The organism is Prevotella sp. MA2016 (assembly GCF_000619825.1).
GTDB lineage: Bacteria > Bacteroidota > Bacteroidia > Bacteroidales > Bacteroidaceae > Prevotella.
On record NZ_JHUW01000006.1, the window covers coordinates 493,578 to 517,209 of the forward strand.

Here is a 23,632-nt window from a genome sequence, read left to right on the forward strand (position 1 = left end):
GAAAAGTGATTTATTGTGCTCTCGGTGAGATTTCTTTCAATGCCAGCCACCAGGCCAGCCACCGCCTCCACCCATGCTATTACCGCCAGTATAGCCGGACAGCGAAACGCTGCTTCCGCCTGAGATGGTGCCGCCGGCAATGCCCAGTCCGCCAAAGAAACTGCTGCCGCCGCTGATGCTGGTGCCCGACTGCAGGGTGGGAGTGGATGCAGCAGAAACCACCAGACCTGAACCACCGCTGGACGGGGTGCGGAAGGAGAAGGTGTTGTCACCGATGGTCATCGTGTACCAGGTGCTCTTGCTCCATGATGAAGTCTGATAGCAAGCCTGACTCAGACTGCTGCCACTCTCCAGTCCGCCTACGGCCACGATGGTGCCACCGGTGAGGTAGATCTTCTTGCCACCTTCGCTGTTGGCATCGATGGCCACTTCGGGCTGGCCTGAGCAGATGGCATACACCAGTCCGCCTTTCAGGTAGATATTGCCGTTGGCATCCAGACCGTCGTTGTTCTTGCCCTGTGCATAGACATAGCCACCAGTGATGGTCATGTCGCCTTTCGAGTTGATGGCATCATCGTAGGCATAGCTGGCTACCTCGCCACCGCTGATGTTCAGCGCGCTCTTGGTTTCTATGCCTTCGCCGTTATAGCCGTTGGTGCGCACCCAGATGGTGCCGCCACTGATGTTGATATCACCATCCACCTTGATGCCCTTGGGAGAGGCGGTGTCATTGTTGCTCTTGAACTGTCCACCTTCGGTCACGATATAGACGGCTCCACCACAGAAGTTGGCGTTCTGATCCACGTTGATGCCCTTGCCACCGCTACCAGTACTCTTGAGCCACAGCTCACCGCCATTGATGGTGAACGTAGAGTCAGCTTTGATGCCAGCTGCTCCTTTCGCTTCCTTGTCGTCGGTGTCGTAGGTGCCGTCGCCAGTGGTGATCACGGTCGTGCGGCCGCCATTGACGATGATGTTGCTCTCGCAGTTGATGCCCTTGGCTGCAGCGGCCGATACCTCCACATTGATGATGCCGCCGTTGATAAACACACCGTCGTTGGCTTTGATGCCATGATTGGCTGTGGATTTGGCATATATATTGTTACCCCTATTGAAGATGATGTAGTCTGCCGAGTGTATGGCATTGTTGGTGTTTCCCGTCACGCTCAGCTGTCCTGTGCCGTTGATGAGAAGTTTTCCTTTGCAGTAGAGCGCACCTTTCTGACTGCCGCTGGTGCCGTCGGTCAGCGAGTTGCTGGTGCCGTCGGCCAGCACGATAAAGGCACGCTTACCGCTCAGCAGGTTGAGTGCTGCTGAATCGGGATTGGTGATGTTGGCACCATTCAGTTTTACCTCGTATTTCTTATCACCCAGAACGGTCAGCGAGCCATTGGTGGTAGTGCCGCTCAATACGTAGCAGATGCTCTTGGTAGAGCCGTGATTGGCTGTGATATGACCGTTTTTCACCGTGATCTCTACACCGTTCTCTGTCTTGGCAGTAGGGTTGCTCAGGTCGATAGCGATCTCAGTCGTAAAGCTGTTGTTCTCCAGGGCATCCTCCTCATCGGGCAGATAGGCAGTGGCTGTGGCGCTGGGTTCTGCCGTTGTCTTGTCGATAGTCACGGCAAAGGTGGTCAGCTCGCCGGTAGTCGTCGAATTACCGGTACCGCCTGGTGTAGGCATCTCGCTGCTGTTGTCACCGCCGAACCAATTGTCACTATTGCCGCTGAACGGATCTTCGGTCGAACAGCTGGCCATTGTAATCATCGATGCGATAAGCATCGAGTTGAGTATTACCTGTTTCATATTGTTTTAAATTAAAACTTAAACTTATTTTTTCATGCTGCAAAGGTAGTATGATGAGGCCGATCCGCCAAATTAATTCAGCGAACCGGCCAAAACGAATTACGAAGAGCGACTACTTGACGGTTATCCACACCGGCTCGTCGCGGTCTTTGGCCTCTACAATCTTCTGTTTCAGACGGTGCAGCCAGATGCGACTGTCAACGACCTGCCCCACCAGCTTGTTCTTACCTACCAGGATGCAGCCTTCGGTGTCGGCGGCTGTGTTGCCTGCGTGGATGCGTATGCCCTCAAACTTGGGCACGCCAAGCAGGATGGGCAACCACTGCTGAAACCTGGGGCTCCAACTGATCACCACGGCATACCTACCTTCAGGTATGGCCGAGTGGCCTTTCACCTTGTAGGCACCATGGGCATAGTCGCGCCAAGTGGGTTCCAGTGTGTCGCAGAAGTACTGGTTCTCCGTGCCTGCCAGATACTCATCATCCACATGTCGCTGAATGTAGATATGACCGATGGTATAAGTTTTGCGCTTTGCTATACGTTCTAATATCAATTCCATAACTTCAATTCTTAATACTTCGTATTGAGCCTGCTCACGCTCAGCATAGCTCATGCAAGCATGGCTCTGCCTTCGCTTAATCGCAGCCTTCAATTTTTACATTTTTACATTTTTCAATTTTTCCTTCCTCCAGTGGTGGCGGTCGATTTTGATGATCCATCCGTCGCGCATCCAGCGTGAGATGATCATGCGCAGGGCCGATTCCGAGCAGTAGCCGCGCTTCAGGGCTCGCAGGTCGTCGAGGGTGAAGGTGGGAGCCAGCTGGTCGAACACGCTGTGGTTGGCACCATATCGCTGGCATTCTTCGCTGGCTTCTACATACTGGTTCTGCAGGGCATCGCCGAAGGTTTTGATTTGCTGCATCAGACAGTAGTCGGCCATCATCAGGGCAAAGTCGATACAAGCCTTGGATTCGCGGGTTGCAGCTGAGAGCAGGTGGAAAACCACGCCGCAGCGGAAAGCGATGACGGCAGCACGCTTGCGGTAGGTGTCCTTCACGTGGTCGATGTCCTTGGCTGCCTCTACGCGCTTCTGCTCTACCCAGTTTTCGATAGCCTTGCGCAGTCGGGGAGTGTCGATAAGTCCGCTGTAAGAGCGCAGACGGCTCACGGCTTCTTGAATCCTGGCTTCGTCGTCGGCAGAACGTCGGCCAAATTTGGGCATTTTTGAGAATGAGCTGTCGGGCATCTCGGCCACCAATATGCGTGATGAGAGACCGTTCTCGATATTGTCGCTCTTAAAGCATTTGCGCATAGCACCGTTGGTGCCCAGCATCGTCCAGTTGTAGGCCACGTCAACCACACCCGATTCGGCAGCATCGCTGTTGTAGTCCTGACCCCACTCACCTCGGTCGAACGACAGTCGGTAGATGTCGTACTTCGAGCTCCATGAGCCGGCACCGTTGGTCTTGCGCAGCGTGTCCAGTTCCTCACCGAAGCTGTAGAGTGTGTGTCCCTGTCCATTCTTCAGTCGCTTCAAGAGGGTAGAGCAGCTCACCGTCACCGGCACCATACGTATCAGCACCTTCGGGTCGTCGGGAGCTTTTTCATTAGCCTTACGACTCTTCTTGCGCTCCTTCCATTCCTCTTCGCGCTTGCGGGCCAGTCTGTCCTCTTCGTCAAACTGTCGCTTCCAGATGTCAACGGCATTCTTCACCACACTCTTATTAGAAGCCTGCTCACCACGGATAATCGACATCAGCCCCAGATGCTGACGGTTGCCGTCGCAATACTCCACCTCCACCTGGTCGGCATAGGCAGCAGCTATCGGCAGCACACCGCAGAGCACAGGCATGTGCATCGACGCGGGCACACCAACCAGCGACTCTTTCAGTCCGATGGGCAGCGACCTCACCCCAACCTTCTTCCAGGGAGAGAGAGCTTCATCCTGATCCATCTCTGCTGCTTGTGAGGGGTCGGGGCAGATTGATAGTTGATCCACTATCTGCTGTATCACCTTCGAGATGCCTTTAGGCTCCTCTTTGCAGGCCGAATCGATAATCGATTTCAACTCAGTCTCAGCGAGCCCGAATCGTGGCATCACCTGCATCAGCACCTCTTTCTTATTATCGCAGATAGCGCGCAGGTTCACGGCCAGCTGGTGCAGCTTTACATTACGCTCGCCCTCGGCAGGCTCACCACCATTGCGATGCCACCACTCAGCGATAATGTCTGAATACGAAATGCCTTTGAAGCACCTCTCCTCTCCTTCTTGCACCCCTTCGGTAGCAAGCGAGCAGAACTCGAGCGGGGAGGTGACGGGTGAGGTGAACAGTCTCTCACTCACATAGTGGGTATGATCCTCCGGCACCATATAGATACATCTGTCAACACCCTTCACCTGCTTATCAGGCTCAAACCCCGTAGCCTCTTTCATCAGCTGTTGGGCAGTGGCAGCATCCATGCCGGCAGGCAACTCCACCAGCACATGCGTACCCCTACGGGCCGACTCCTCCACCAGCAGCACCTCCATGCCCGCTGGCAGCGATAACTTCCACTCTTCAACACTTCCACTCTTCAACTTTTGAAGGATCTCCTCCGTGTGTCCCTTCTCATCAAAGTCCATCATCAGGCGGTTCAAAGGTTTGAGTGCATCAGCTGCAGCGCGATGGTTATCCTTAAACTCAGCGCAACTCGGTGTCCACACGGGCAGTCTGTGCTTCAGCTCGTCCTGACCGTTCTCTATGCGTTGGCACATCTCAGCCAACCAAGGTTCGCGTCGCAGGGCTTCCCATTCTTTTCGGGTCGAGGGTAGGCAGGGGGCACCGTGTCCCCTACCTATACAAGTGAAATATTCCTGTTCCATCAGCTCGTTTACTTCCATATTGTTTCCTCCTTTCTTGTTTTAAAGTACGACATAATCTCGTCGGCCTCCTCTTGGTAGAGAGCCTTGGTGAGTGCCAGCCCGTATTTCTTCGGGAACTTAAAGGTTACGTATACAAACTCCTCGTCCATACGTCGGCGTGGTCCTTCTTTGTGATACCCGTCGGCCTTGAGGCGATACTGCGGTCTGGTTATTTTCACAGCCCCATGTGCCGTCTCGTAAAGCGTCTCGTGTCTAGGACCTTTCTTGCCCACATTGTAGCGCTTCACTCTGGTGCGTCCGTCGGCATCCACCTCTACGCCTGCACGATAGCGCACCCGACTGCCATCAGTCACCTGCTTCTCATTCTCCCACGGACATGGATATATGTTGATATCGCCGTTGGCCATGAAGTTAATACTTGCATCCATCTGGATGGTGCTATTAAGAATCTGTTCTTGATAATTCTGAGGATTCATTGTTTCTGGGTTTTGGTTGAGCGAAGCTTCAGAAGGGTGGCCACCTTTCGATTGTGATTGAAATCTCGCGAGACTCCGTTCACCTCAACTCAGAGTTAAAAACTTGAAAATTTGTTAGCGATTAAGATACTGCATGTAGAAAGGTTGATTGCCCCCTCTGTTAGTTCTTCTACTCAGCATTCTGCACTTGTTCATCAGCGCCATCTGCTGTCGAGCCTGATTAACCATCAGAGGGTAGTTTTCTTTGAAAATTTGCTTTTTTATTGACATAAAAATAATGGTGTACTCACAGGGCTTAACCTCCGCACCGTTGCATTCGGTTTTTCTGTTTTCCGAGTGCAAAGGTATATGGAAAAAGGGGCCCTTCCGAATAATTTTTGCACTATATCCTCGCTTGTCTAATGAGTCTAATTCATTGGCGTATTTCTGTCTAATGAATCTAATAAAATGTCTAACTAAATGACTCAAAAAACGTATAATATTCAGATTTTTGCCTCTTTTCTTGGAATTCTCAATTATTTGCAATATATTTGCACCAAGAAAAGAAGAAAGGACAAAAATGGACAAGAGATTCACACCACGTTCAAACGAAGAGATGCTTGCTGCAGTGCGAGCATTTCAGGCAAGGCAGCGTAAATGGTTTGAGGAATCAAACAAACGTTTGGAAAAGAGAGTCGTTGAACACGAACTTGCTGTTTAGACATTTATGTACACACTTGATTTAAATCGGCTTAATCTCCGTTCTCCCTATTTTGTTTGGAAGGTGAAGGACGGAGTTTTTGCGTTTGATACTGATTACGAAGTATGTTACGAAATTGGTTTGAGCGTCAATACAGAGATACTACAGATGGAGGTATGTGCTTTCGATATCAATAATAAGAATAAAAAGCCATCACCCAATGACCGCAAACTCCGCGATACCATCCTTGCCATCATCGAAGAGTTCTTCCGTACTAATGGTGGCGTACTGCTTTATATCTGTGCTACTGGCGACGATATGCAGAAGTACCGCTTCCGCTTGTTTCTGCGCTGGTTCAATACCTATGAGCATCGCGACCTATATGAAATCCGTACCGTTGAGGACGTGATGGACGATAATACTCCCAACTATGGCGCTATTATCGTAGAAAAAACGCACCCAGACCTAGAATTGATCCTGGCGCGTTTTGATGAGTTGGCTGCATTTCTAAAAAAGCCTATCGAGTAATATTCTCCTTCAATATATCTTGTTTCAGGGCAATAAGTTTTGTGTATAGCCCATGATAGGCAACTCTGACGATACGTTCTATTTTCGCGGGCTTCATTGCCGTCATGCGTCGGCGGTTAGCCTCGATATCTACAAGGTTTACGGGCCTGCCGTTCATCATCCATTTGGCCTGCTCAGCAGAGACGCTTTTACAGATGTTACGGATACGTTCCTCATCATCTGTACTGATGATATCAGGGAGCCATTTGGCTATCTGGCGCACAAAGCCCACCGCGGTTACCACATTCTCGTGATTGCTGCGTGTCTCAAACAATCCGGCATCGTAGATGGCCTGATATAGCCAATACCACTCCAAGCCTGTGCTAAGGTCTATCTTTTCCTGATCACCCATGCCGACGGATTCGTTGATGATTGTTCGCAACTGCAACAATCGCTCGTTGGTGGTAAACAACTCATCAGAGAAAACATCATTGACCAGCAACTCGTTACATTCCCCTGCGGTTTCCTTGACTTCTTCCACAACCTCGGCTTCCTCGACATTGTCTTTGAAGAATGCTTTGATAAGTGTACCTAAGTTGTCGCCGCTCACATGGTCAATATGGAGCACCTTCTTGTGGTCATGATGAATGGCTCCGTCTTCATAATGATAATTGTCACTCATTGGTCAGTCGTTTTAGTTGTACTACCTTGTCTTTTTCTTCTCCCAGCACCAGTTGGCTGCGCTTATCATCGTGGGTGGCTCCGCTGGCATAGTTGTACGAGGTGGTTGGCCGCTCGGCAACTTTCATTATCGCATCGGTCAAGTCGCGTTGCTGGTCAATAGGTTCATATAGACGCTTGCGATATTTTTCAAGCAGAGATGGATAATTCTCACGCCAAGCCTCCTGCATACAGATGATGGGATTGGCATTCAACTTCAACAGAAAATCCCACGCCACACCTGGAGGATACTTCATCAGCTCCTTGTCAACATCTTCGATAGGGATAGCCGAAAGCACCATCTTCTGCAACATGTCCTCTGCCCTGTCCAGCTGCTTGTGCAATAGTTTTGTCTGATGTTCCATCTCGGCAATCAGTTCGTCTTTATGATTACTCTCGTCCTCCACCTCCTTATAGCTCTTGGGTCTGTTCTCACGGAGCATACGTTGGAAATCCTCAGGGAACAGTGCGTCGCATAACTCATAGAGTACCTCCGAATGGTCTTTTATCCGGTTCAGTTCCTCTCCCATCAGCATGATGATCTTGTCCATCTCACGTTGATGCCTGCGGTCAAGATGCAGTTCGTCCACGCAGTCAATAAGGCCGCAGTAGAAGATGTGCATGTGGGGTCTGAACGACTGGCTTGCCTTCAACACGGTTTCAGCCACCTTCTTGAAGCTGGTCCATCTGACACCGATGATATGCCGTATCATTACCGAATAGTAGTGCTTCAGAAACTTCCATTGGTTGTTGAGCAGAGCCAACTGTTCCCTCTTCTTCTCCAGTGTCCACTCCTGCTGCATAATCATTGTGAAGGCGTGCAATATACACAGCACCTCGTCGGTCTTATAATTGTAGCACATCTCAGCCTTGAAAAGCATCTCTTTCAATTTCTCCGACAGTCTCACCCAGTCTTGCTTGCAACCGCTTTCGAACAGCATTTTCAGCAGATGGAAGAACCGGTAGATACGTTTCTCCTCCTTTTCAAAGCGATTCAGGTTGTCACCCCAGCCTTCAGCCGCCACAATCAGGTCTTGCTCAGAGGCCCACTGGCCAAATTGGTCATCGTCCTCTATGGCGTGATCCATCTTGTGGCGTATGCTTTCCAACTTTGTTCCTACACAACAAATACGCGTGTCGCCATTCAGGTACATCTTGTAATAAGGTAGCATCATTTCGTGCAGTAGTTTTTGGTATGTTGCATCTTTCGGTGGGAAACCTTCACGATGGTAATACTTCTTGTAGACCGACACCTCCTCAACATCATTACCCATCAGCAGCTCTAATGGATTGATGACGCTATCCTGAATGTACTCTTTATAGTATTCTATGTTCATGTTGTCTTATAGTTTTTTTTTCAGCGCGCAAAGATAGAAAAAATCCCGCTCTTCTTGATACGAACGGGGAAAATTTTATGGTTAAATATTGTCAATCGCATCATATTTATGTACCACCAGTCTTGACAACATTCATTTTTTCAACTGGTGACAATTTGCCACCGTTTCATTTGTCCAGTTCTTTTGAATAACCTTCTCTCAATATGTGTCAGTTCTTGTCTGTTCCATTGTCAGCTCTGCGGTAAATTTATATCTACCTGATATTATAATTCACTATCCATTGCGTCATAATCGTCTATGAAAAACGTTTTCTTTATGCCATTACGTTCTTCTTCAACTTCATAATTCACCTCAATATAATAGTTGCCAACTTTGGCATAATTTACATACTGGACTTCTGCATGATGCACTCGTCCATCCTCATCGCAATACCAGTATATTGTATCGCCAACTTTAAATTTTGGGGGATTTGTCATATCTATCTTTATAATGATTCCAAGATCTTCATTGTTTCCGCCTTTTCCTTTCTTCGCGGGCCAATCTAATTTCTTCGTTGATTTCATCAAGAGTCATTTCCGGACGGGAATCATCGGCAACTACACTCGCGCGAAATTCCTGAAACCTCTTTAGTGCGGGATTTTCGGCCTCGGGCTCGTTGAGATCAATCTTGAATGGAATGCTACGCGTTCTCACTGCAGCTTTTACAAAAACGTTGATGGCGGTGTTGGCGCTCATCCCGATCTCGTTACACAGTTCGTTGAACTGCTTCTTTAGTTGTGAGTCCAGCCTCACGGTCATAGATACCTGTGCCATATTCTTATCTGTTTTATTGCTGCAAATATAATCATTTTTACGTCATAGTGAAATCATAATGACGTAAATTTGTGTCTTTTTAATAATTTGTCGTCACATCGCCACTTTGTGACAATGTCACATTAAGGTACTTGCTTGTTTCCGTGGGTGTGTCTTTAGAATATATAATAATTTTAATTATTATATATTTGTAGTTAGGGCAGGGGTGCAGTTTTGAGGGGGCTTAATGTTGCAAAGTGGCAAAGTGGCGATGTGGCAACCGAAAATGCGCATCTTGCCCGTTATCGGCGAAAAGTAATACACGAGGGCCGAAAATTACGGCTTCGAGCCTCGAAGATTACTTCTCTTCAAAATTCATCAAATTCTTCATCAAAATCGGGCCAATTGGAGGGACGAATTTTGGATGCGCACGAGAAATGTTGTACCTTTGCAGTGCATTTGGAGATACACTTCACTTGCAGTAGAAGCGGGAGGCAGGTCACCCGATGTAGTTGGCCGCAATGAATCTAATACCATGTAAAACACATTTAAATTATGGCAAAAATTTTGTATGAAGTAAAGCAGAACACTAACAGCGCATCGAGTGCTTTTGGTAAGTGGTTCGCTAACATCAAGAACCTGGAAACGCTGAACACGCGCAGGTTGGCTAATCACATCTCGGAGCATGGCTCTATCTACACCCCCGACGTGGTGTTTGGCGTGCTGGAAAAGTTTCGCTCGTGTCTCATTGAGATGCTGCTGGAGAGTAAGAAGGTGAAGATTGACGGCCTTGGCACGTTCTACTGCACCTTGGAGAACCAGAAGAACGGTGCGGTGAAGAAGGAGGATTTCAACGTGGGTAAGCACCTGAAGGCGCTGCACATCCGATTCCTGCCCGAGCAGGCTGCCGAGGAGAATATCTCGTCGAGAGAGTTCCTGAAGAAGGCCGAGTTTATCAACATCGAGAGTTTGGTGAAGGGAGAGGAAACCTCCCCTGGGACCTCCCCCAGCCCCTCCCAGGGAGGGGAGAATAGCGGCGGTGGAAACACCTCTGGCGGTGGTAGCTATGATCCGATAGACGAGCCGAACGGTGACTAAGGGTTTGGGGCTTCGGCCCCACCCAACTTTAAATTGAAAAATGTAAAAATGCAAAAATTGAAAATGCAAAAATGCAAAAATTGAGTTATGAGCAAGAAAGAGACGATTAAGTTTGTGGCGCAGCTGATAGCGTCGATTGCGTCGGCGATAATCACGGCGCTGGGCACTACCTCGTGTATGGGGTATTAAGCTGAATGGTTAATGAGTCGAAAGGCTTGGGGGAGGGGAAACGAATGTTTCTCCTTCCCTGTTTTTTTTATATATAAAACTCCGAAGGATCTACCAGGCCGGCGCGGATGGCGTATTTTATCACTTCGTGGGCTGTGTTGATGCCCAGCTTGCGGAAGATGTTCTTGCGGTGGGTGGTGATGGTGTGGATGCTGGAGTAGCGCTCTTCGGCTATCTCCTTGGTGGTCTTGCCCTGGGCAATGGCCTTCACAATCTCGGCCTCGGTGGCAGTCAGGATGTCGGGACGTTCCTCGTCTTGCTGCTGACTGATAATCACTTCGAGGGCACGCTGACTGATAAAGCGCTCGTGGTGGGTCACAGCGCGCAGGGCATCGCGCAGATCCTTCATCGGGCCATCCTTGAAAATCACACTAAACTGGTGGGAAGAGTAGATGACGCGGCGCAGAAACTGGGGGGTGAGCTCCTCGCTGATGAGCAGCCACTGCGACAAGGCAAAGCGCTCGCTCACAATGAGCAGCTGGTCTTCATCGGCAAAGTTGAATAGTGTGTAGTCGAGCACAACAATAGCATTCTCGTGCTCCTTGAGTTGCTCTACCAAACTGGTCTTGTCTGAGGCACGGTAGATTTGATTCTCTTCATCTTGTCGCAACAGACTGTCGATGGCGAATCGGGTGATTTCTTGGTTGTCAGCTAATATATACTTTGCCATATTGTTCAGATTTTGGGTGCAAAGATACGAAGTTTAGATATAACCTCCAAATAATTGCCAAAAAACAGATAATTTATCTACAAATGTTGCTTGTTTAGACTATTTTTCTTTTCTTTTGAGTGCCAGAGCCCGTTTCATAGAATAATATTCTAAACTGATATACCAAACGTGTGGTATTTTTTATTAAAAAATGATAGATTGGTGTGTTTTTTGTAAAAGAATGCTTACTTTTGCATCCGGAATTAAATTAGAAATAAGATGAAGATAAGAAAAATGTATGTAAGCCTGATGGTGGCACTCATGGCGAGTGTGGCTGTCATCGACGTGAAGGCGCAGGCTGCCGAGGAGGATCTGGATGCCAAGTATGCTACCGAGCTGTTGCAGCCAGGAACAGTGGCACCCGACTTCAAGATGAACACCATCGACGGCAAGCCCTTCCAGCTGAGCGAGCTGAAGGGAAAGACGGTGGTGCTGGATTTCTGGGCATCGTGGTGCCCCGATTGCCGCAAGGATGCCCCAGCGGTGGTGAAGCTCTATAATGCCTATCACTCTGACGATGTGGTGTTTGTAGGTGTGTCGATGGATACCAATGTGGATGCATGGCGCAAGGTGGTCAAGCAGTTTGGTATAGAGTATCTGCAGGTGAGCGAGCTCAAGAAATTCCACGATACAGACATCTCTAAGGCCTACGGTGTGAAGTGGATTCCATCCATCGTAGTGATCAACCCCGAGGGTAAGATTGATCTGGCCACAGTAGTGGTGGATAAGTTGGAAAAATATCTTTCACAGAAAAAGAAATAAGGTATATATATGAAAAAGGTAATAAGCACTCCAAAGGCTCCGGCAGCCATCGGTCCTTACAGTCAGGCCATCCAGGTGGGTAATCTCGTGTTTACATCAGGACAGATACCCATCGACCCTGCTACAGGCCAGTTTGCCGAGGGTGGTATCAAGGGTCAGACCCGCCAGTCGCTCACCAATGTGAAGGCCATTCTCGAAGAGGCTGGCACATCACTGGCCAACGTGGTTAAGACCACTGTGTTTCTGGCTGATATGGCCGACTTTGCCGATATGAATGCCGTTTATGCCGAGTTCTTTGCAGAGCCATTCCCAGCCCGTTCGGCTGTGGCTGTAAAGACGCTGCCTAAGGGTGCCTTGGTAGAGATAGAGGTGATAGCCGAGAAGGCATAACCGCACCTATAGTTTTTGTATCAAGAGGCAGCGTCCTCAATAATCAGTCCTGCCAGCATAAAGCCGAAGATGGCCGTGATATGCGACAAGGTTCCGTTTATTTGTGCTTTTGATGAGCACCATTCATGGTTCAGCAGACTTTGGTCTCCTGGACCATTTTGGGCTTTGGGGCACATGCATTTCTCGGTGCCGCAGGTGGCATTGTGACCGCGGTTCTCCAGCAGCTCGTCGCTATACACGCACTGGAACTTGTGCTTGGGGAACTGCTTCTGACTCTTGAATTTCTTGCGCAGCGCGCGTGCCAGAGGGTCGCCTTGCACCTTCCAGAATTCAGTCACCTTGATACGTGTGGGGTCCAGCTTCAGGGCTGCACCCATCGATGAGAAGAACTTGGCTTGGGTCTTGCAAGCCAGCAATATCAGGGCAGCCTTGTCTTTCAGCGAGTCGATGGCGTCAACGATGTAGTCATAGCTCTCCAGCTCAAACTCATGCGCATTCTCTGCCGTAAAAATCTTTTGCAGGGCAGTAATCTCGGCTGCAGGGTTGATGGTGAGCAGGCGCTCCTTCAGTGCATCCACCTTCACCTGTCCGATGGTCTTGGTGGTGGCCATGAGCTGGCGATTGATGTTGGTGATGCACACGCGGTCGCTATCCACAATCGTCAGTTGGCGTATGCCACTGCGTATCAGGCTCTCGGCGCACCATGAGCCTACACCGCCTACACCAAAAATAATCACTCGTTTTTGTGCTATCATGTCCATGCTTTCATTGCCAAGCAGAAGCTCCGAACGTCTGAAAATTGCGTCTTGTATTGCCATCTTGTTTAAATTTGGCTGCAAAGGTACAAAAAAATCATGAACGCCGATGCGCTTTAATCTTTTTTATGTATCGCAGACGATATATTGTTAAACATACTTAAAGTTTAACATAAATCGCTCGCGATACAACCTATTATTTGTAACTTTGCACCGCAAAATGAGTATGATATAGTTGTAAATGGACAGAATTCTATCTTTTATAGTACGTATAGTGGTATGGCTTTCGGGCTTTGCGAAGCCTCTTTCGCGCCTGGGACTGGCTCGTTTTGAGAGTCACACGCAGGGACAGCCCCTCAAGATTCTCTTGGTTGGCTACAACGGCGCTCGCAACACAGGTGCTGACGCACGCGTGGTGGCATTGGTGCAGCAGCTGCAGCAGGCCATGGGGGCACATACATCCGAGCTCACCGTGATGACGCTCGACATGGATAACGTGGCCGGCTACTTCTCGAAACAGATCAAGCTGTTACATTTCTCAACCGTATTCGTGCTCAAGCTGATGCGTGCTTGTTCGCAGCATCATGTTGCGATATTATGCGAGGGATCCACACTCACACCCACCTTTGCCGAGGCCCTCTGCGTGTTCTTCTGCGAGGCAGCAGGCGTGATGCGCCGTCAGGGCAAGCCTTGTATGGCTTATGGTTCTGAGGTGGGCAGTCTGTCGGGTTGGCTGGCTCGGTTGAGTAGCGACATGTGTCGCGACACCTATTTCATGGTGCGCACGGAAGAGTCATTGCGCAATCTGCAGGCTCTGGGACTGAAAGGACATGTAGGTACCGACACGGCCTGGACCTTCGAGAGCAGTGCCGACGATGAGTCGTGGGCCCGCCAGTGCCTGATACAGGCAGGCTGGGACGGCAAGCAGCCGCTGATGGGAGTGGCACCGCTGAACCCCTTCTGCTGGCCGGTGCGCCCGTCGATAGGACGCTGGCTGAAGGCACAGCTGACACGTGATTTTTCATTGCAATACGATAAATTCTATTTTTTCAGTGACAGTGCAGAGCGTCGCCTACAGTTCGAACATTACCTGCAGGCGATGGCCGCTGCCACCAACAAGTACAGCAAGGAGCATGACGCTTTTGTGGTGGTGCTGGGCATGGAGAAACTGGATGCCAGTGTGTGCGAACAGCTGGCCCGCCGTTTAGATGGTAAGCATGCCATCTTCACCTCGAAAACAAACGACGTGTTTCAGATGACAAGTCTGCTGCGCCAGCTCTCTATCCTGCTCACATCGCGCTACCATGCATCGGTGCTGAGTATGGAGAAAGCCTGCCCCATCGTGGCCGTATCTATCGATGCCCGCCTGAATGGTGTGATGCGCGAGGTGGAGCTGGCCGACGGCTATCTGCACCATGCTAATGATGAAGATTTAGAAAACAGGATAACAAACTCCTTGCGCATTGCCGGAGAGCATGAGCAGGAAATAAGTGAGGCCATTAAGCGCCACCTTTCTGAGTATAAACGCAAAACAAAGGCGATGAGCCAATTCTTTACGACATGGCTGAAAACACAATTTTGATTACAGGCGCTACTGGACTGGTAGGAACTGAGGTAGTGGCATATTTGCTTGCCACTACCCAGAGTACCATCTATGTGCTGGTGAGAGCCGAGAATGATGATGATGCAGAGCGCCGACTGCGTGCGCTCTGGAGCGACAGCGAGCAGCTGGTGGCTGCCGTGGGTAGTCGCATATTACCGGTGGTGGGGGATATCACCCAGCGCATGATGAACGTGCCACCCCATGTGACGCACGTGATTCACAGTGCTGCCGAAACGGGTGTGCAGAAGTCGCGCCAGGAGTTGCGCAGCATTAATGTTGACGGTACGCGCAACGTGGTGGAGATGGCCGAGGGCCTGCCCATGCTGAAGCGCTTCACCTATATCTCAACAGCCTATGTGGCTGGCATGCAGACGGGGCGCATAGCCGAGTCAGCACCATTAGGAAGCGAGTTTTATACACACTACGAGCGTAGCAAGGCCGAGGCCGAAAAGATTGTAAGAGACTCTGGTCTGCCATTCATTGTGTGCCGACCAGGTATGATTGTGGGCAATAGTCAGACGGGTAGAACCAGCGTGTTCAACACCGTTTATTATGTGCTCAAGTTGATACTGCAGGGTAAGATGCGCGTGATGCCTGTGAGCCGTCAGCAGACGGTGAACGTGGTGCCCGTGGATTATGTGGCAAAAATGGTGGCCGACCTGACGCTGACAACGGCTGCAGAGTATAGCACTTTCCACCTGACAGCTCCTAACAGCATGCTGCCCACTGTGGAAGATCTGGTAGAGGCGGTGAGAGCATGGGCCAAGGAGCAGTTGCAGATTGACGTGCCCAAGCCTATCTATCTGCCAATGCCATTTCTGCGCAACATCGGTCGCCGCTACAACGAGGGTAAGGACGAGAAGAAGCGCACCATCCTGTCGAATCTGACGGCGCTGATGCCTTATTTCTTCGACGACCATATCTTCGATCGTACCAACACCAATCTGTATGGTGGAGAATATACGCTCGACTGGCGTGAGTTTGTGCCCAGAATGCTGGATTTCGCTTGTCGTCATAATTTTATGCGACTCACCGATCAGACCATCTTCCAGCAGGCAGTAACCCGTCGTGCCAGCAAGCACTATCCCATCACCTATTATAATATCACAGCCAAGGGCATGGAGCGCGTATCAGGCCGCGAGATGAATGCACTGGTAGATATGTATGTGTCGAAGTTGAAAACCATCGGTGTGAAGGCCGGTGATGCGGTGGCACTCTCGGGCATCAACTGTGCCGAGCACGCTGCCATCGACAATGCCATCGGTTTGCTTGGTGCCGTGAGTGTGCCCATCTATTACACCACACCTGCCGACGAGATTGCCCTGCTGATGAAAAAGAGCGGTGCACGCTGGTTCTTTGTTGGTGACGAGCGCGTGATGAAGAATACCGACGGTCTGCCCGTGCAGATCATCAAGTTCGGTCCTCTCAACCCTCCGCTCGAGCTTTGCTCGCTTGCTACCGGAGGGACGCAAGAACACTCAACACTCAACATACGAAACACAAAACTTTCAATATATAGTCAGGAATTGGCCACCATCCGCTACACATCAGGCACCACAGGCGAACCTAAGGGCGTGATGTTCAACTTCAACCAGTTGAAATGGATGGGCCAAGTTCTTACAAACTTGCTGTCGTGGCGCGACCGCAACAGCGAGATGAGATACCTCTCGTTTCTGCCGATGAGTCATGTGGTAGAGGGTATCTTGGCTGCCTATGCACCTTATTGCATGCTGTGCAAGGCTAAGATTTATTATCTGACCGACTTCCAGTTGCTCACCAGTGCCCTGCCCAAAGTGCGCCCGACGGTGTTCTTCTCGGTACCACGATTCTATGAGAAGTTGTGGGAGCAGATAGAGCAGAATCCCGTAGGCCGCTGCTACCTGAAGATGAGCGATGGCATGCTGAAACGACTCGCAGGGCGCATGCTGCGTCGGATGGTGTTGCGAAAGGCCGGTCTCGATCAGTGTAATCAGTTGCTGGTGGGCTCAGCCCCCATCAGCGAGGAGCTGCTGTTGCATTTCCGAAAGTTAGGTATCGAGATTCACAATGCCTACGGACAGACCGAGGCACCGCTCATCACGCTGAACCGACTGGGGCATAATGTGGTGCCAAGTATCGGCCAGCCACTGCCCGACACCACCGTCAGCACCTCTGCCGATGGCGAGCTGGTGGTGAGTGGTCCGCAGGTGGCTCTGGGTTACTATCAGCTGGATAGTGATACCTTCAGGGACGGCAAGCTGTACACAGGCGACTTGGGTTATCTTGATGACGCAGGCAATGTGTATATCAGCGGCCGAAAGAAAGACATGCTTATCACCTCGTACGGCAAGAACATCAACTGTACGAAGATTGAACAGCGACTGATGGACATCCCATGTGTGGATCAGGCCGTGCTGGTAGGCGAGCAGCGTCCTTACTGCACCGCACTGCTGTGGACCATTGGCGACACCGCGCATCTGGCTGCCGACATAGAGTGCATGAACGCTCAACTGTCGCATCCGGAACAGGTGAAGCGCTACAAAATCATCGACACGCCGCTGACGATAGGTCGTGGCGAGCTGACACCCAGTCTGAAGGTGAAGCGACAGGTGGTGATAGCGCATTATCAGAAAGAAATCAATGAACTGTATGGTTAGCAATCTTTACGCACGCGTGGAACTGCAGCTGCTGATGAACCTCACAGCCAAGGCTATTCAGCAGCCTGCAGAACGCATCTGGACATTATCCAGTGCCGATGCCTTGCGTGCCTATGCTACCTATACCAACCGCCATCTGCAGGGTGGAGCCAGCAGGCAGTTGCTGCAGCGCATGAATAGCGAGGCCTATCTGATGGGGTGCCGCTTGCGCAGGCTCTTCTTCGTGTGCAGCAACAAAGCTGCACAGCGACTGGTGGTGAAGCTTTATCGTCATATAGGCATCAACATGCAGTTTACGGCTGATGATGAGTTGTGTTTCCACAGCTGTTATTTCAGTCGTTTCTACACGCCTGCTGTTTGCCGGGCAGCCTCGGCCCTGGATGATGGCATCATCCGTGGCATCACTGGTCTGGCTGCCGGTCAGCTGCACTTCAGTCAGCGCATCACCGAAGGGTGCAGTTGCTGTAAGGCAGTGATCAAAAAAGAACCAAACAAAAACATTAATATATAAAGGAACATGAAGAAAGCAATCGTTATTGGTAGTGGAGCCGGTGGAGCTATGGCAGCCCGCATGCTGGCAAAAAACTTCGACGTGACTGTGCTGGAGGCCGGTGGCAATTTCAAGCCATTCTCATTCTCGCTCGATAAGTTGGCGATGTTTCGCAAGACTGGTATCTACTTCGATGAGCGCATGATTCAGCTGCTGTTGCCATCGATGCGTATCGACCGCGATAAAGACATGGTGATGGTGTATGGCCGTGGCGTGGGTGGCACCACAACACTGGCCACGGGTAATGCCGTGCGTGCCGACGAGGGCTTGAAGAAGATTGGCATCAACCTGGATGCCGAATTCGAAGAGCTGAATCGCGAACTGCCCATCACCACCGATCATCAGCGCTACTGGAACTCTATCACCAAGCAGACTTTCAAGGTGATGCAGGAGATGGGGCTGGATCCAAAACCCATGCCAAAGCTGTTGCGTCCCAATGGTTGCCGTATGTGTGGCCATTGCTCTATCGGTTGCCCTACGCGTGCCAAGTGGGATGTGCGCGAGCTGCTTGATGGCATCAATGTGGTGACCAACTGTCGTGTCAGCCGTATCGAGATTGGCGATGGTAAGGCCAAGCGTGTGCATGCCACCAAAGGTCTGCAGCACCTGACCTTCGATGCCGATGTGGTGATTGTGGCTGCTGGCGGTTATGGCACCCCGGATATTCTGCGTGCGTCGGGCATCGAGTGCGAGCCCCGTCTGTTCGTAGATCCTGTGCTCTGTGTGGCTGCACCTATGGAGAAAGCCCGTCAGGACCATCAGTTGCTCATGCCTTTCGTGAGCATGCGCGAGAAGTATATCATCTCACCCTATATGGACTGGCTCAGCTTCTTCTTCAACCGCAAGTGGTATAAGCCCATGGATGGTATGGTCAGTCTGATGATCAAACTGGCCGATGTAGAGCAGGGTGATGTGCACCACAATAAAATGCAGAAGAAACTGACAGCGATGGACCATTTGCGCCTTCAGCAAGGTGTGGACGACTGTCGTGAGGTGTTATTACGTATGGGTGCCAAAAAAGAGGATGTCTTCCTTGGCACGCTCAACGCTGGGCATCCAGGTGGTATGCTGCCACTGACTGAGGCCGAAGCGGAGACACTCCACTCGCCACTGTTGCCCGATAATCTTTATGTTTGCGATGCTTCGCTGCTGCCGCAGTCATTAGGGTTGCCACCCATCCTGACTATCATGGCACTGGCCAAGCGCATCACTAAGATCATAGCCGAAAGTTAATCAATACTTTCGGCTATGCTTTGTAATACATAATCGAGAATCTCAGGTGTGTGAGTCTCGGAGATGAAGTTGCCCTCGAACTGCGACGGACTGACGTAGATGCCGCGACTGAGCATGTTGCGGAAGTAGCGGGCAAAACGCTGCTGATCGGAGCGCTGTGTGTCCTTGAAATTGCGCACCGCACTGTCGTTGAAGAACAATGTGAACATCGAGCCACAACGGTTCAACTGAATACCTTTGCCAGCAATAATCTGCTCAAGTTTAGCAATGAAGGCATCGCTCTTGGCTTCGAGCTCATCGTAGAAACCAGGGCGCGACAGCTGTGTGAGCGTCTCGATACCTGCTGCCATAGCCACAGGGTTGCCACTCAGTGTGCCAGCCTGATAGACAGGGCCGTCGGGAGCCAGCACCTTCATGATATCCTCGCGACCACCAAAGGCGGCTGCTGGGAATCCGCCACCTACAATCTTACCAACGGTGGTCATATCGGGCTTGATGCCGAAGCGCTGCTGCGCACCACCCAGAGACAGGCGGAAACCGGTAATCACCTCGTCGAAAATCAAGATGGCACCATACTGCTCAGTCACCTCGCGGGTAGCCTTGAGGAAGTCCTCGGTAGGTACCACCACACCCATGTTACAAGCCACAGGCTCGATGATGAGTGCTGCCACCTCATGGCCATGCTCGCTGAAGAACTGGCGCAGGGCCTCGGTGTCGTTATAAGGCAGCACGGCTGTATATTTCACAAATCCATCGGGCACACCGGCAGATGAGGCGTTAGAGATATTGGCCACACCCGAACCAGCCGATACCAGCAGGTGGTCGGCATGACCATGATAGTTGCCCTCGAACTTCACCAAAATGTTGCGACCAGTAAAGCCACGTGCCACACGGATGGCCGACATGGTGGCCTCGGTGCCGCTGTTCACAAAGCGCAGGCGCTCCATAGATGGGAATGCCTGACGTACTTTCTCGGCCAAGGTGGTCTCGCTCACGGTAGGGATGCCGTAGCTGCTGCCACGACCTACAGCGTCGATAGCAGCCTGACTGACACGCGCATTGTTATGCCCCAGAATAAACACACCCCACGACATACAGAAGTCGATGATGCGGTTGTCATCGATATCGGTGAAATAGGCTCCTTGGGCCTCCTTCACAAAGAGGGGTGTGGTGCCCACGCTCTTCAGCGCTCTCACCGGACTGTTCACACCGCCGGGAATCACCTTCAGTGCCTGCTCAAAAGCCGCCGCAGATTTTATACGTTCGTTTATCATTTAATTTTTCAATTCTTTAATTTTTAAATTTTTCCATGTATTCCTTAGCGTAATACGAAATGATATACTGCGCACCAGCACGCTTGATGGCAATCAGACTCTCGTAAACCACGCGCTGCTCATCGAGATAACCCAACTTGGCAGCAGCCTTCAGCATCGAATACTCACCACTCACCTGATAAGCCACCATGGGGATGTTAGGGAATCGCTCCACACCGCGAGCTATCATGTCGAGATAAGGCATGGCGGGCTTCACCATGGTCCAGTCGGCACCCTCCTCAATATCAGCGGCAATCTCATCGAGACCCTGATCGTGGGTACGGTAGTCCATCTGATAGGTCTTACGGTCGCCGAAGGCAGGAGCCGAGTCGGCAGCATCACGGAATGGGCCATAGAAGGCCGAAGCATACTTGGCCGAGTAAGCCAGGATCTTGCACTTGTCGCGCAGACCGGCCTCGCGCAGACGCTTGTCCAGCGCTTCAATCTGTCCGTCCATCATAGCCGAAGGAGCCACGAAGTCGGCACCGGCCTTGGCATGCACGTAAGCCATCTCAGCCAGCAGGGGCAGGGTAGAGTCGTTTTCTACATCATGGTCGTGCAGCAGTCCGCAGTGGCCATGACTGGTATATTCGCACAGACAAACATCGGTGATGACGCACACCTCGGGCTGGGCTGCCTTGATGGCCATGACGGCACGGCAAACCAGCGCATCCTCGGCATAAGCCAGTGAGCCGCGCTCGTCTTTCTGTGAATCCTCAATAACGCCAAACAGCAGCACCTTGTCGATGCCCAGGGCGTAGATTTCCTTGATATCCTCAACGAGGGTGTCGATAGAGAAACGGTAGATGCCTGGCATCGTGCTGATTTCATCCTTTACATGCTCACCTTCTACTACAAAGTAGGGGTAGATAAAGTCTTTCACATCTACACTCACGTCGGCATAGCGGTCGCGTGTAGCTTGGTCCTTTCTGAATTCTCTGAATCGTTTCATATCGTTTATATTTTAAATTGGGTTTCGAAATAATTGCGGGTGATGGGGCCTCGGGTCTCATAAACCTTGTCGGTGGGTAATGAGCCATATAGACTGATGAAATGGCTCACGGTGGATGGCGATGTAAACACAATGCGGTCGATGGTGCTGATATCCACCTTCTGCGGATTTTCCGGCATGCGGTTGTGATAGGCGGTGACGGTGGTCACCTGGAAGCCACGATAGCGCAAACCGTCGGGGATGATGCTCAGAGCTATGTCGGAGCGCGGTATGAGAACATGGCCTCGGGGCTGCTGGCTGAACCACTCGATAACACCATATGAGTTGTCGCTGGCAGTTTGACTGATATCCTTAAACCCAGCCTTTTGCAGAGCGGCAGTGGTAGTGCAGCCGATTGACACGATGCGCACCGATGGTGGCAGGGGCTGATGCAGAAACTTGGCAAAGTGCTTGACGGTATGCCTGCTGGTGAAAAGCAGATAGTCGTAGCTGTTGATGCCTGCTGCGGTTTCCTGCAGTGTGCGCTCGTCGCTCACGGGCACAATCTCTATCAGCGGGGTGCACACCACATCAGCGCCATAGCGTTGCTGCAGCTGCTCCTGATTGTCGTGGCTGACGATGCCTGTATAGAGTGTGGTCATAGGATGCTGTCTTTGGCAAAGAGGGTTTTCAGGTCTTCGCGGCCTTTGCGTGCGGTGATGGCCAGTCGGCCCTGCATGGGATGCGTGGCAAAAGGCAGCACCTCGGTTATCTCATCTTCCATCCCCAATCGCTTCAAGGCACAGGTGGCCACGATGGCGGCATCCACCTCACCGTTGCGCACCTGCTGTACGCGGTCTTCAATACATCCGCGGATGCCTACTATCTCAACGTCGGGTCGCAGGGCCATCAGTTCCTTGCGGCGCAGCGGTGAACTGGTACCTATTTTGCTGCCAGCAGGCAGTTGTGCCAGCGAGAGATGGTTGCGGCTCACCAGTGAGTCGGTCTTGTCGAAAGCCTCGTAGAGTGCTATCACCTCCAGTCCGCCATTGAGCCGTTCGGGCAGGTCTTTGGCCGAGTGGATGGCAATGTCGGCCTCACCCTTCAGCAGGGCTTGGTCTAGTTCGCGGGTGAACATGTCGTCGGGGGCTTCGCCATTCAGCAGCGATATCTTCTGGTGCTTATCGCCAAATGACTGTTGTATCTTGAGTTTATAGGCCACGTCGGGCAGGCGGTTCATCACTTCCTGCACCTGCAGTTGCGACAGTTTGCTGCTGCGCGCCACAATGCGAACGGTGTTATGACTGCGGCGGCGCTCCATAATCTCGCGTAGCAGTCCTATCTCCTCCTCAATCATGAGCTCGGCTTTCTTCACCTCATCGCCTCTGATGGCAATGTTGTCCTGCACCTTGCGCTCCACATCCTGCAGATTATAGAGCGTCACGTTGGGGTAGTCAACCACTGCAGGGTCGATATCACGTGGGAAAGCCAGGTCGATGGCTAGCAAGGGACGCTCAGGGTTCAAGTCTTCCTTGTAGATGATGGCGTGCTCAGATGATGTGGCACTGATCAGAATGTCAGTATCCTTCAGGAAATCATTTTTCTCGTTCAGTGGTCGCACGTCTATGCCGTAAGGTGCTGCCATCTTGCGGGCTTTCTCTTCCGTGCGGTTGGCCAGCATCATCACCTTGGCACCCTTGTTCTTCAGGAACTTGATGATATCCTCGGTCAACTTATTCACACCGATGATGGTGATATGGGCATTCACAAGGTCCAGATGCTGCTGCTCGATAATCTCGATGGCTGCCAGACTGTGGCTCACGGCACCTTGTGATATCTGTGTCTCTGTTCTTACGCGTTTGCCTATCTGCAGAGCGCACTCAAAGAGCTTGTGCAGTCCTGCTGACAGCTTCTTGCCGCTGTTGCGGGCATTCTGATAGGCCTCCTTCACCTGACCCTGTACGGCACGCTCGCCAACGATAGCCGACTCTAAGCCGCATACCACACGAAACAAGTGGCGTGCCACGTCGTCGGGTACCTCGCCATCGCCGTAGTAGAGCTCTACACGGTTGCATGTCTGAAGAAACACCGAAGGACTCTCGGTATCGCGGTTTAGCTGTTTGAAGTAATTCTCACGTTCATCTAGCGATGTGTTGAGATGGTTGATGGATTTGTATTGTATCATACCTATTGCTTAAATCCGATTCTCGTTATCATTGAAATCGGGTGCAAAGGTAGTGGTTC

Annotated in this window: 23 protein-coding genes; 9 read left to right on the forward strand and 14 right to left on the reverse strand. The window is 51.2% G+C overall.

Translation table 11 applies throughout. The annotated features are described in order from the left end of the window. Nucleotides 1-36: 36 nt before the first annotated feature. From T360_RS0101800 to T360_RS0101815, 4 genes are all read right to left on the reverse strand, one after another. Nucleotides 37-1,806, reverse strand: coding sequence for a carbohydrate-binding domain-containing protein (locus T360_RS0101800; protein WP_028911272.1), 1,770 nt, complete (start codon nt 1,804-1,806; stop codon nt 37-39). A 112-nt stretch (nt 1,807-1,918) separates the two neighbouring features. Beyond that, nucleotides 1,919-2,365, reverse strand: coding sequence for a DUF5675 family protein (locus tag T360_RS0101805; RefSeq protein ID WP_028911273.1), 447 nt, complete (start codon nt 2,363-2,365; stop codon nt 1,919-1,921). 96 nt (nt 2,366-2,461) lie between these two features. Then, entirely contained in the window at nt 2,462-4,687 is a 2,226-nt protein-coding gene (locus T360_RS14385; protein ID WP_051523280.1) for a DUF3987 domain-containing protein, read from the reverse strand. Beyond that, entirely contained in the window at nt 4,678-5,145 is a 468-nt protein-coding gene (locus T360_RS0101815; protein WP_028911274.1) for a hypothetical protein, read from the reverse strand. The genes T360_RS14385 and T360_RS0101815 overlap by 10 nt, the downstream gene beginning before the upstream one ends. A gap of 763 nt (nt 5,146-5,908) precedes the next feature. Here T360_RS0101815 and T360_RS0101830 point away from each other — a divergent pair. After that, the gene (locus T360_RS0101830) at nt 5,909-6,352 is read left to right on the forward strand and encodes a DUF6169 family protein (protein ID WP_155949348.1); all 444 of its coding nucleotides are present in this window, start codon (nt 5,909-5,911) and stop codon (nt 6,350-6,352) included. On the opposite strand, the gene T360_RS0101835 is transcribed toward T360_RS0101830, so the two are convergent. The 4 genes from T360_RS0101835 to T360_RS0101850 all read right to left on the reverse strand — a co-directional run bounded on the left by T360_RS0101835 (nt 6,342) and on the right by T360_RS0101850 (nt 9,201). After that, nucleotides 6,342-7,013, reverse strand: coding sequence for a hypothetical protein (locus T360_RS0101835; RefSeq protein ID WP_028911277.1), 672 nt, complete (start codon nt 7,011-7,013; stop codon nt 6,342-6,344). The genes T360_RS0101830 and T360_RS0101835 overlap by 11 nt on opposite strands. Continuing rightward, a complete protein-coding gene (locus tag T360_RS0101840; protein ID WP_028911278.1) occupies nt 7,006-8,388 on the reverse strand; it encodes a hypothetical protein in 1,383 nt (460 codons plus the stop codon). Before T360_RS0101840 ends, T360_RS0101835 begins: the two co-directional genes overlap by 8 nt. A 263-nt stretch (nt 8,389-8,651) precedes the next feature. Beyond that, nucleotides 8,652-8,951 (reverse strand): hypothetical protein, encoded by a 300-nt coding sequence (locus tag T360_RS0101845; protein ID WP_155949349.1) that lies wholly within the window; start codon nt 8,949-8,951, stop codon nt 8,652-8,654. After that, nucleotides 8,893-9,201 carry a type II toxin-antitoxin system RelB/DinJ family antitoxin gene (locus T360_RS0101850; protein ID WP_028911280.1) on the reverse strand — a complete coding sequence of 103 codons (309 nt, stop codon included), beginning with the start codon at nt 9,199-9,201 and terminating at the stop codon, nt 8,893-8,895. The genes T360_RS0101845 and T360_RS0101850 overlap by 59 nt, the downstream gene beginning before the upstream one ends. Before the next feature lie 534 nt (nt 9,202-9,735). Here T360_RS0101850 and T360_RS0101855 point away from each other — a divergent pair. Both T360_RS0101855 and T360_RS16120 read left to right on the forward strand, forming a co-directional pair. Further along, nucleotides 9,736-10,278, forward strand: a complete 543-nt coding sequence (locus T360_RS0101855) for a hypothetical protein (protein ID WP_028911281.1) — start codon at nt 9,736-9,738, stop codon at nt 10,276-10,278. An 87-nt stretch (nt 10,279-10,365) separates the two neighbouring features. Further along, nucleotides 10,366-10,467: a smalltalk protein gene (locus T360_RS16120; protein WP_155949350.1), complete on the forward strand. Its 102-nt coding sequence runs from the start codon at nt 10,366-10,368 to the stop codon at nt 10,465-10,467. A gap of 67 nt (nt 10,468-10,534) precedes the next feature. Here the strand turns inward: T360_RS16120 and T360_RS0101860 are convergent, their stop codons facing one another. Next, nucleotides 10,535-11,176: a response regulator transcription factor gene (locus T360_RS0101860; protein ID WP_028911282.1), complete on the reverse strand. Its 642-nt coding sequence runs from the start codon at nt 11,174-11,176 to the stop codon at nt 10,535-10,537. A 258-nt stretch (nt 11,177-11,434) separates the two neighbouring features. On the opposite strand from T360_RS0101860, the gene T360_RS0101865 reads away from it, so the two are divergent. Continuing rightward, nucleotides 11,435-11,977, forward strand: a complete 543-nt coding sequence (locus tag T360_RS0101865) for a TlpA family protein disulfide reductase (protein ID WP_028911283.1) — start codon at nt 11,435-11,437, stop codon at nt 11,975-11,977. 9 nt (nt 11,978-11,986) lie between these two features. Then, nucleotides 11,987-12,367, forward strand: coding sequence for a RidA family protein (locus tag T360_RS0101870; RefSeq protein WP_028911284.1), 381 nt, complete (start codon nt 11,987-11,989; stop codon nt 12,365-12,367). 20 nt (nt 12,368-12,387) lie between these two features. Here T360_RS0101870 and T360_RS0101875 read toward each other — a convergent pair whose 3' ends face one another. Further along, nucleotides 12,388-13,185 carry a ThiF family adenylyltransferase gene (locus T360_RS0101875; protein ID WP_028911285.1) on the reverse strand — a complete coding sequence of 266 codons (798 nt, stop codon included), beginning with the start codon at nt 13,183-13,185 and terminating at the stop codon, nt 12,388-12,390. A gap of 178 nt (nt 13,186-13,363) precedes the next feature. On the opposite strand from T360_RS0101875, the gene T360_RS0101880 reads away from it, so the two are divergent. From T360_RS0101880 to T360_RS0101895, 4 genes are read left to right on the forward strand one after another with little or no spacing between them, the layout of a single operon-like run. Beyond that, nucleotides 13,364-14,704, forward strand: coding sequence for a polysaccharide pyruvyl transferase family protein (locus T360_RS0101880; protein ID WP_028911286.1), 1,341 nt, complete (start codon nt 13,364-13,366; stop codon nt 14,702-14,704). After that, nucleotides 14,683-17,361 (forward strand): AMP-binding protein, encoded by a 2,679-nt coding sequence (locus tag T360_RS14390; protein WP_051523282.1) that lies wholly within the window; start codon nt 14,683-14,685, stop codon nt 17,359-17,361. Before T360_RS0101880 ends, T360_RS14390 begins: the two co-directional genes overlap by 22 nt. Further along, a complete protein-coding gene (locus T360_RS0101890) occupies nt 17,345-17,872 on the forward strand; it encodes a hypothetical protein (RefSeq protein WP_155949351.1) in 528 nt (175 codons plus the stop codon). Before T360_RS14390 ends, T360_RS0101890 begins: the two co-directional genes overlap by 17 nt. 6 nt (nt 17,873-17,878) lie before the next feature. Then, nucleotides 17,879-19,144, forward strand: coding sequence for a GMC family oxidoreductase N-terminal domain-containing protein (locus T360_RS0101895; RefSeq protein ID WP_028911288.1), 1,266 nt, complete (start codon nt 17,879-17,881; stop codon nt 19,142-19,144). On the opposite strand, the gene hemL is transcribed toward T360_RS0101895, so the two are convergent. The 4 genes from hemL to hemA are packed head-to-tail and all read right to left on the reverse strand — an operon-like array spanning nt 19,141 to nt 23,573. Beyond that, a complete protein-coding gene (gene hemL / locus T360_RS0101900) occupies nt 19,141-20,418 on the reverse strand; it encodes a glutamate-1-semialdehyde 2,1-aminomutase (protein ID WP_028911289.1) in 1,278 nt (425 codons plus the stop codon). The genes T360_RS0101895 and hemL overlap by 4 nt on opposite strands. A gap of 16 nt (nt 20,419-20,434) precedes the next feature. After that, nucleotides 20,435-21,409: a porphobilinogen synthase gene (hemB, locus tag T360_RS0101905; protein WP_036928460.1), complete on the reverse strand. Its 975-nt coding sequence runs from the start codon at nt 21,407-21,409 to the stop codon at nt 20,435-20,437. A gap of 5 nt (nt 21,410-21,414) precedes the next feature. Further along, complete coding sequence (locus T360_RS0101910; protein ID WP_028911291.1) at nt 21,415-22,050, reverse strand: uroporphyrinogen-III synthase; 636 nt, start codon at nt 22,048-22,050, stop codon at nt 21,415-21,417. Beyond that, the gene (hemA, locus tag T360_RS15605; RefSeq protein WP_051523283.1) at nt 22,047-23,573 is read right to left on the reverse strand and encodes a glutamyl-tRNA reductase; all 1,527 of its coding nucleotides are present in this window, start codon (nt 23,571-23,573) and stop codon (nt 22,047-22,049) included. The genes T360_RS0101910 and hemA overlap by 4 nt, the downstream gene beginning before the upstream one ends. Between the last annotated feature and the right edge of the window lie 59 nt (nt 23,574-23,632).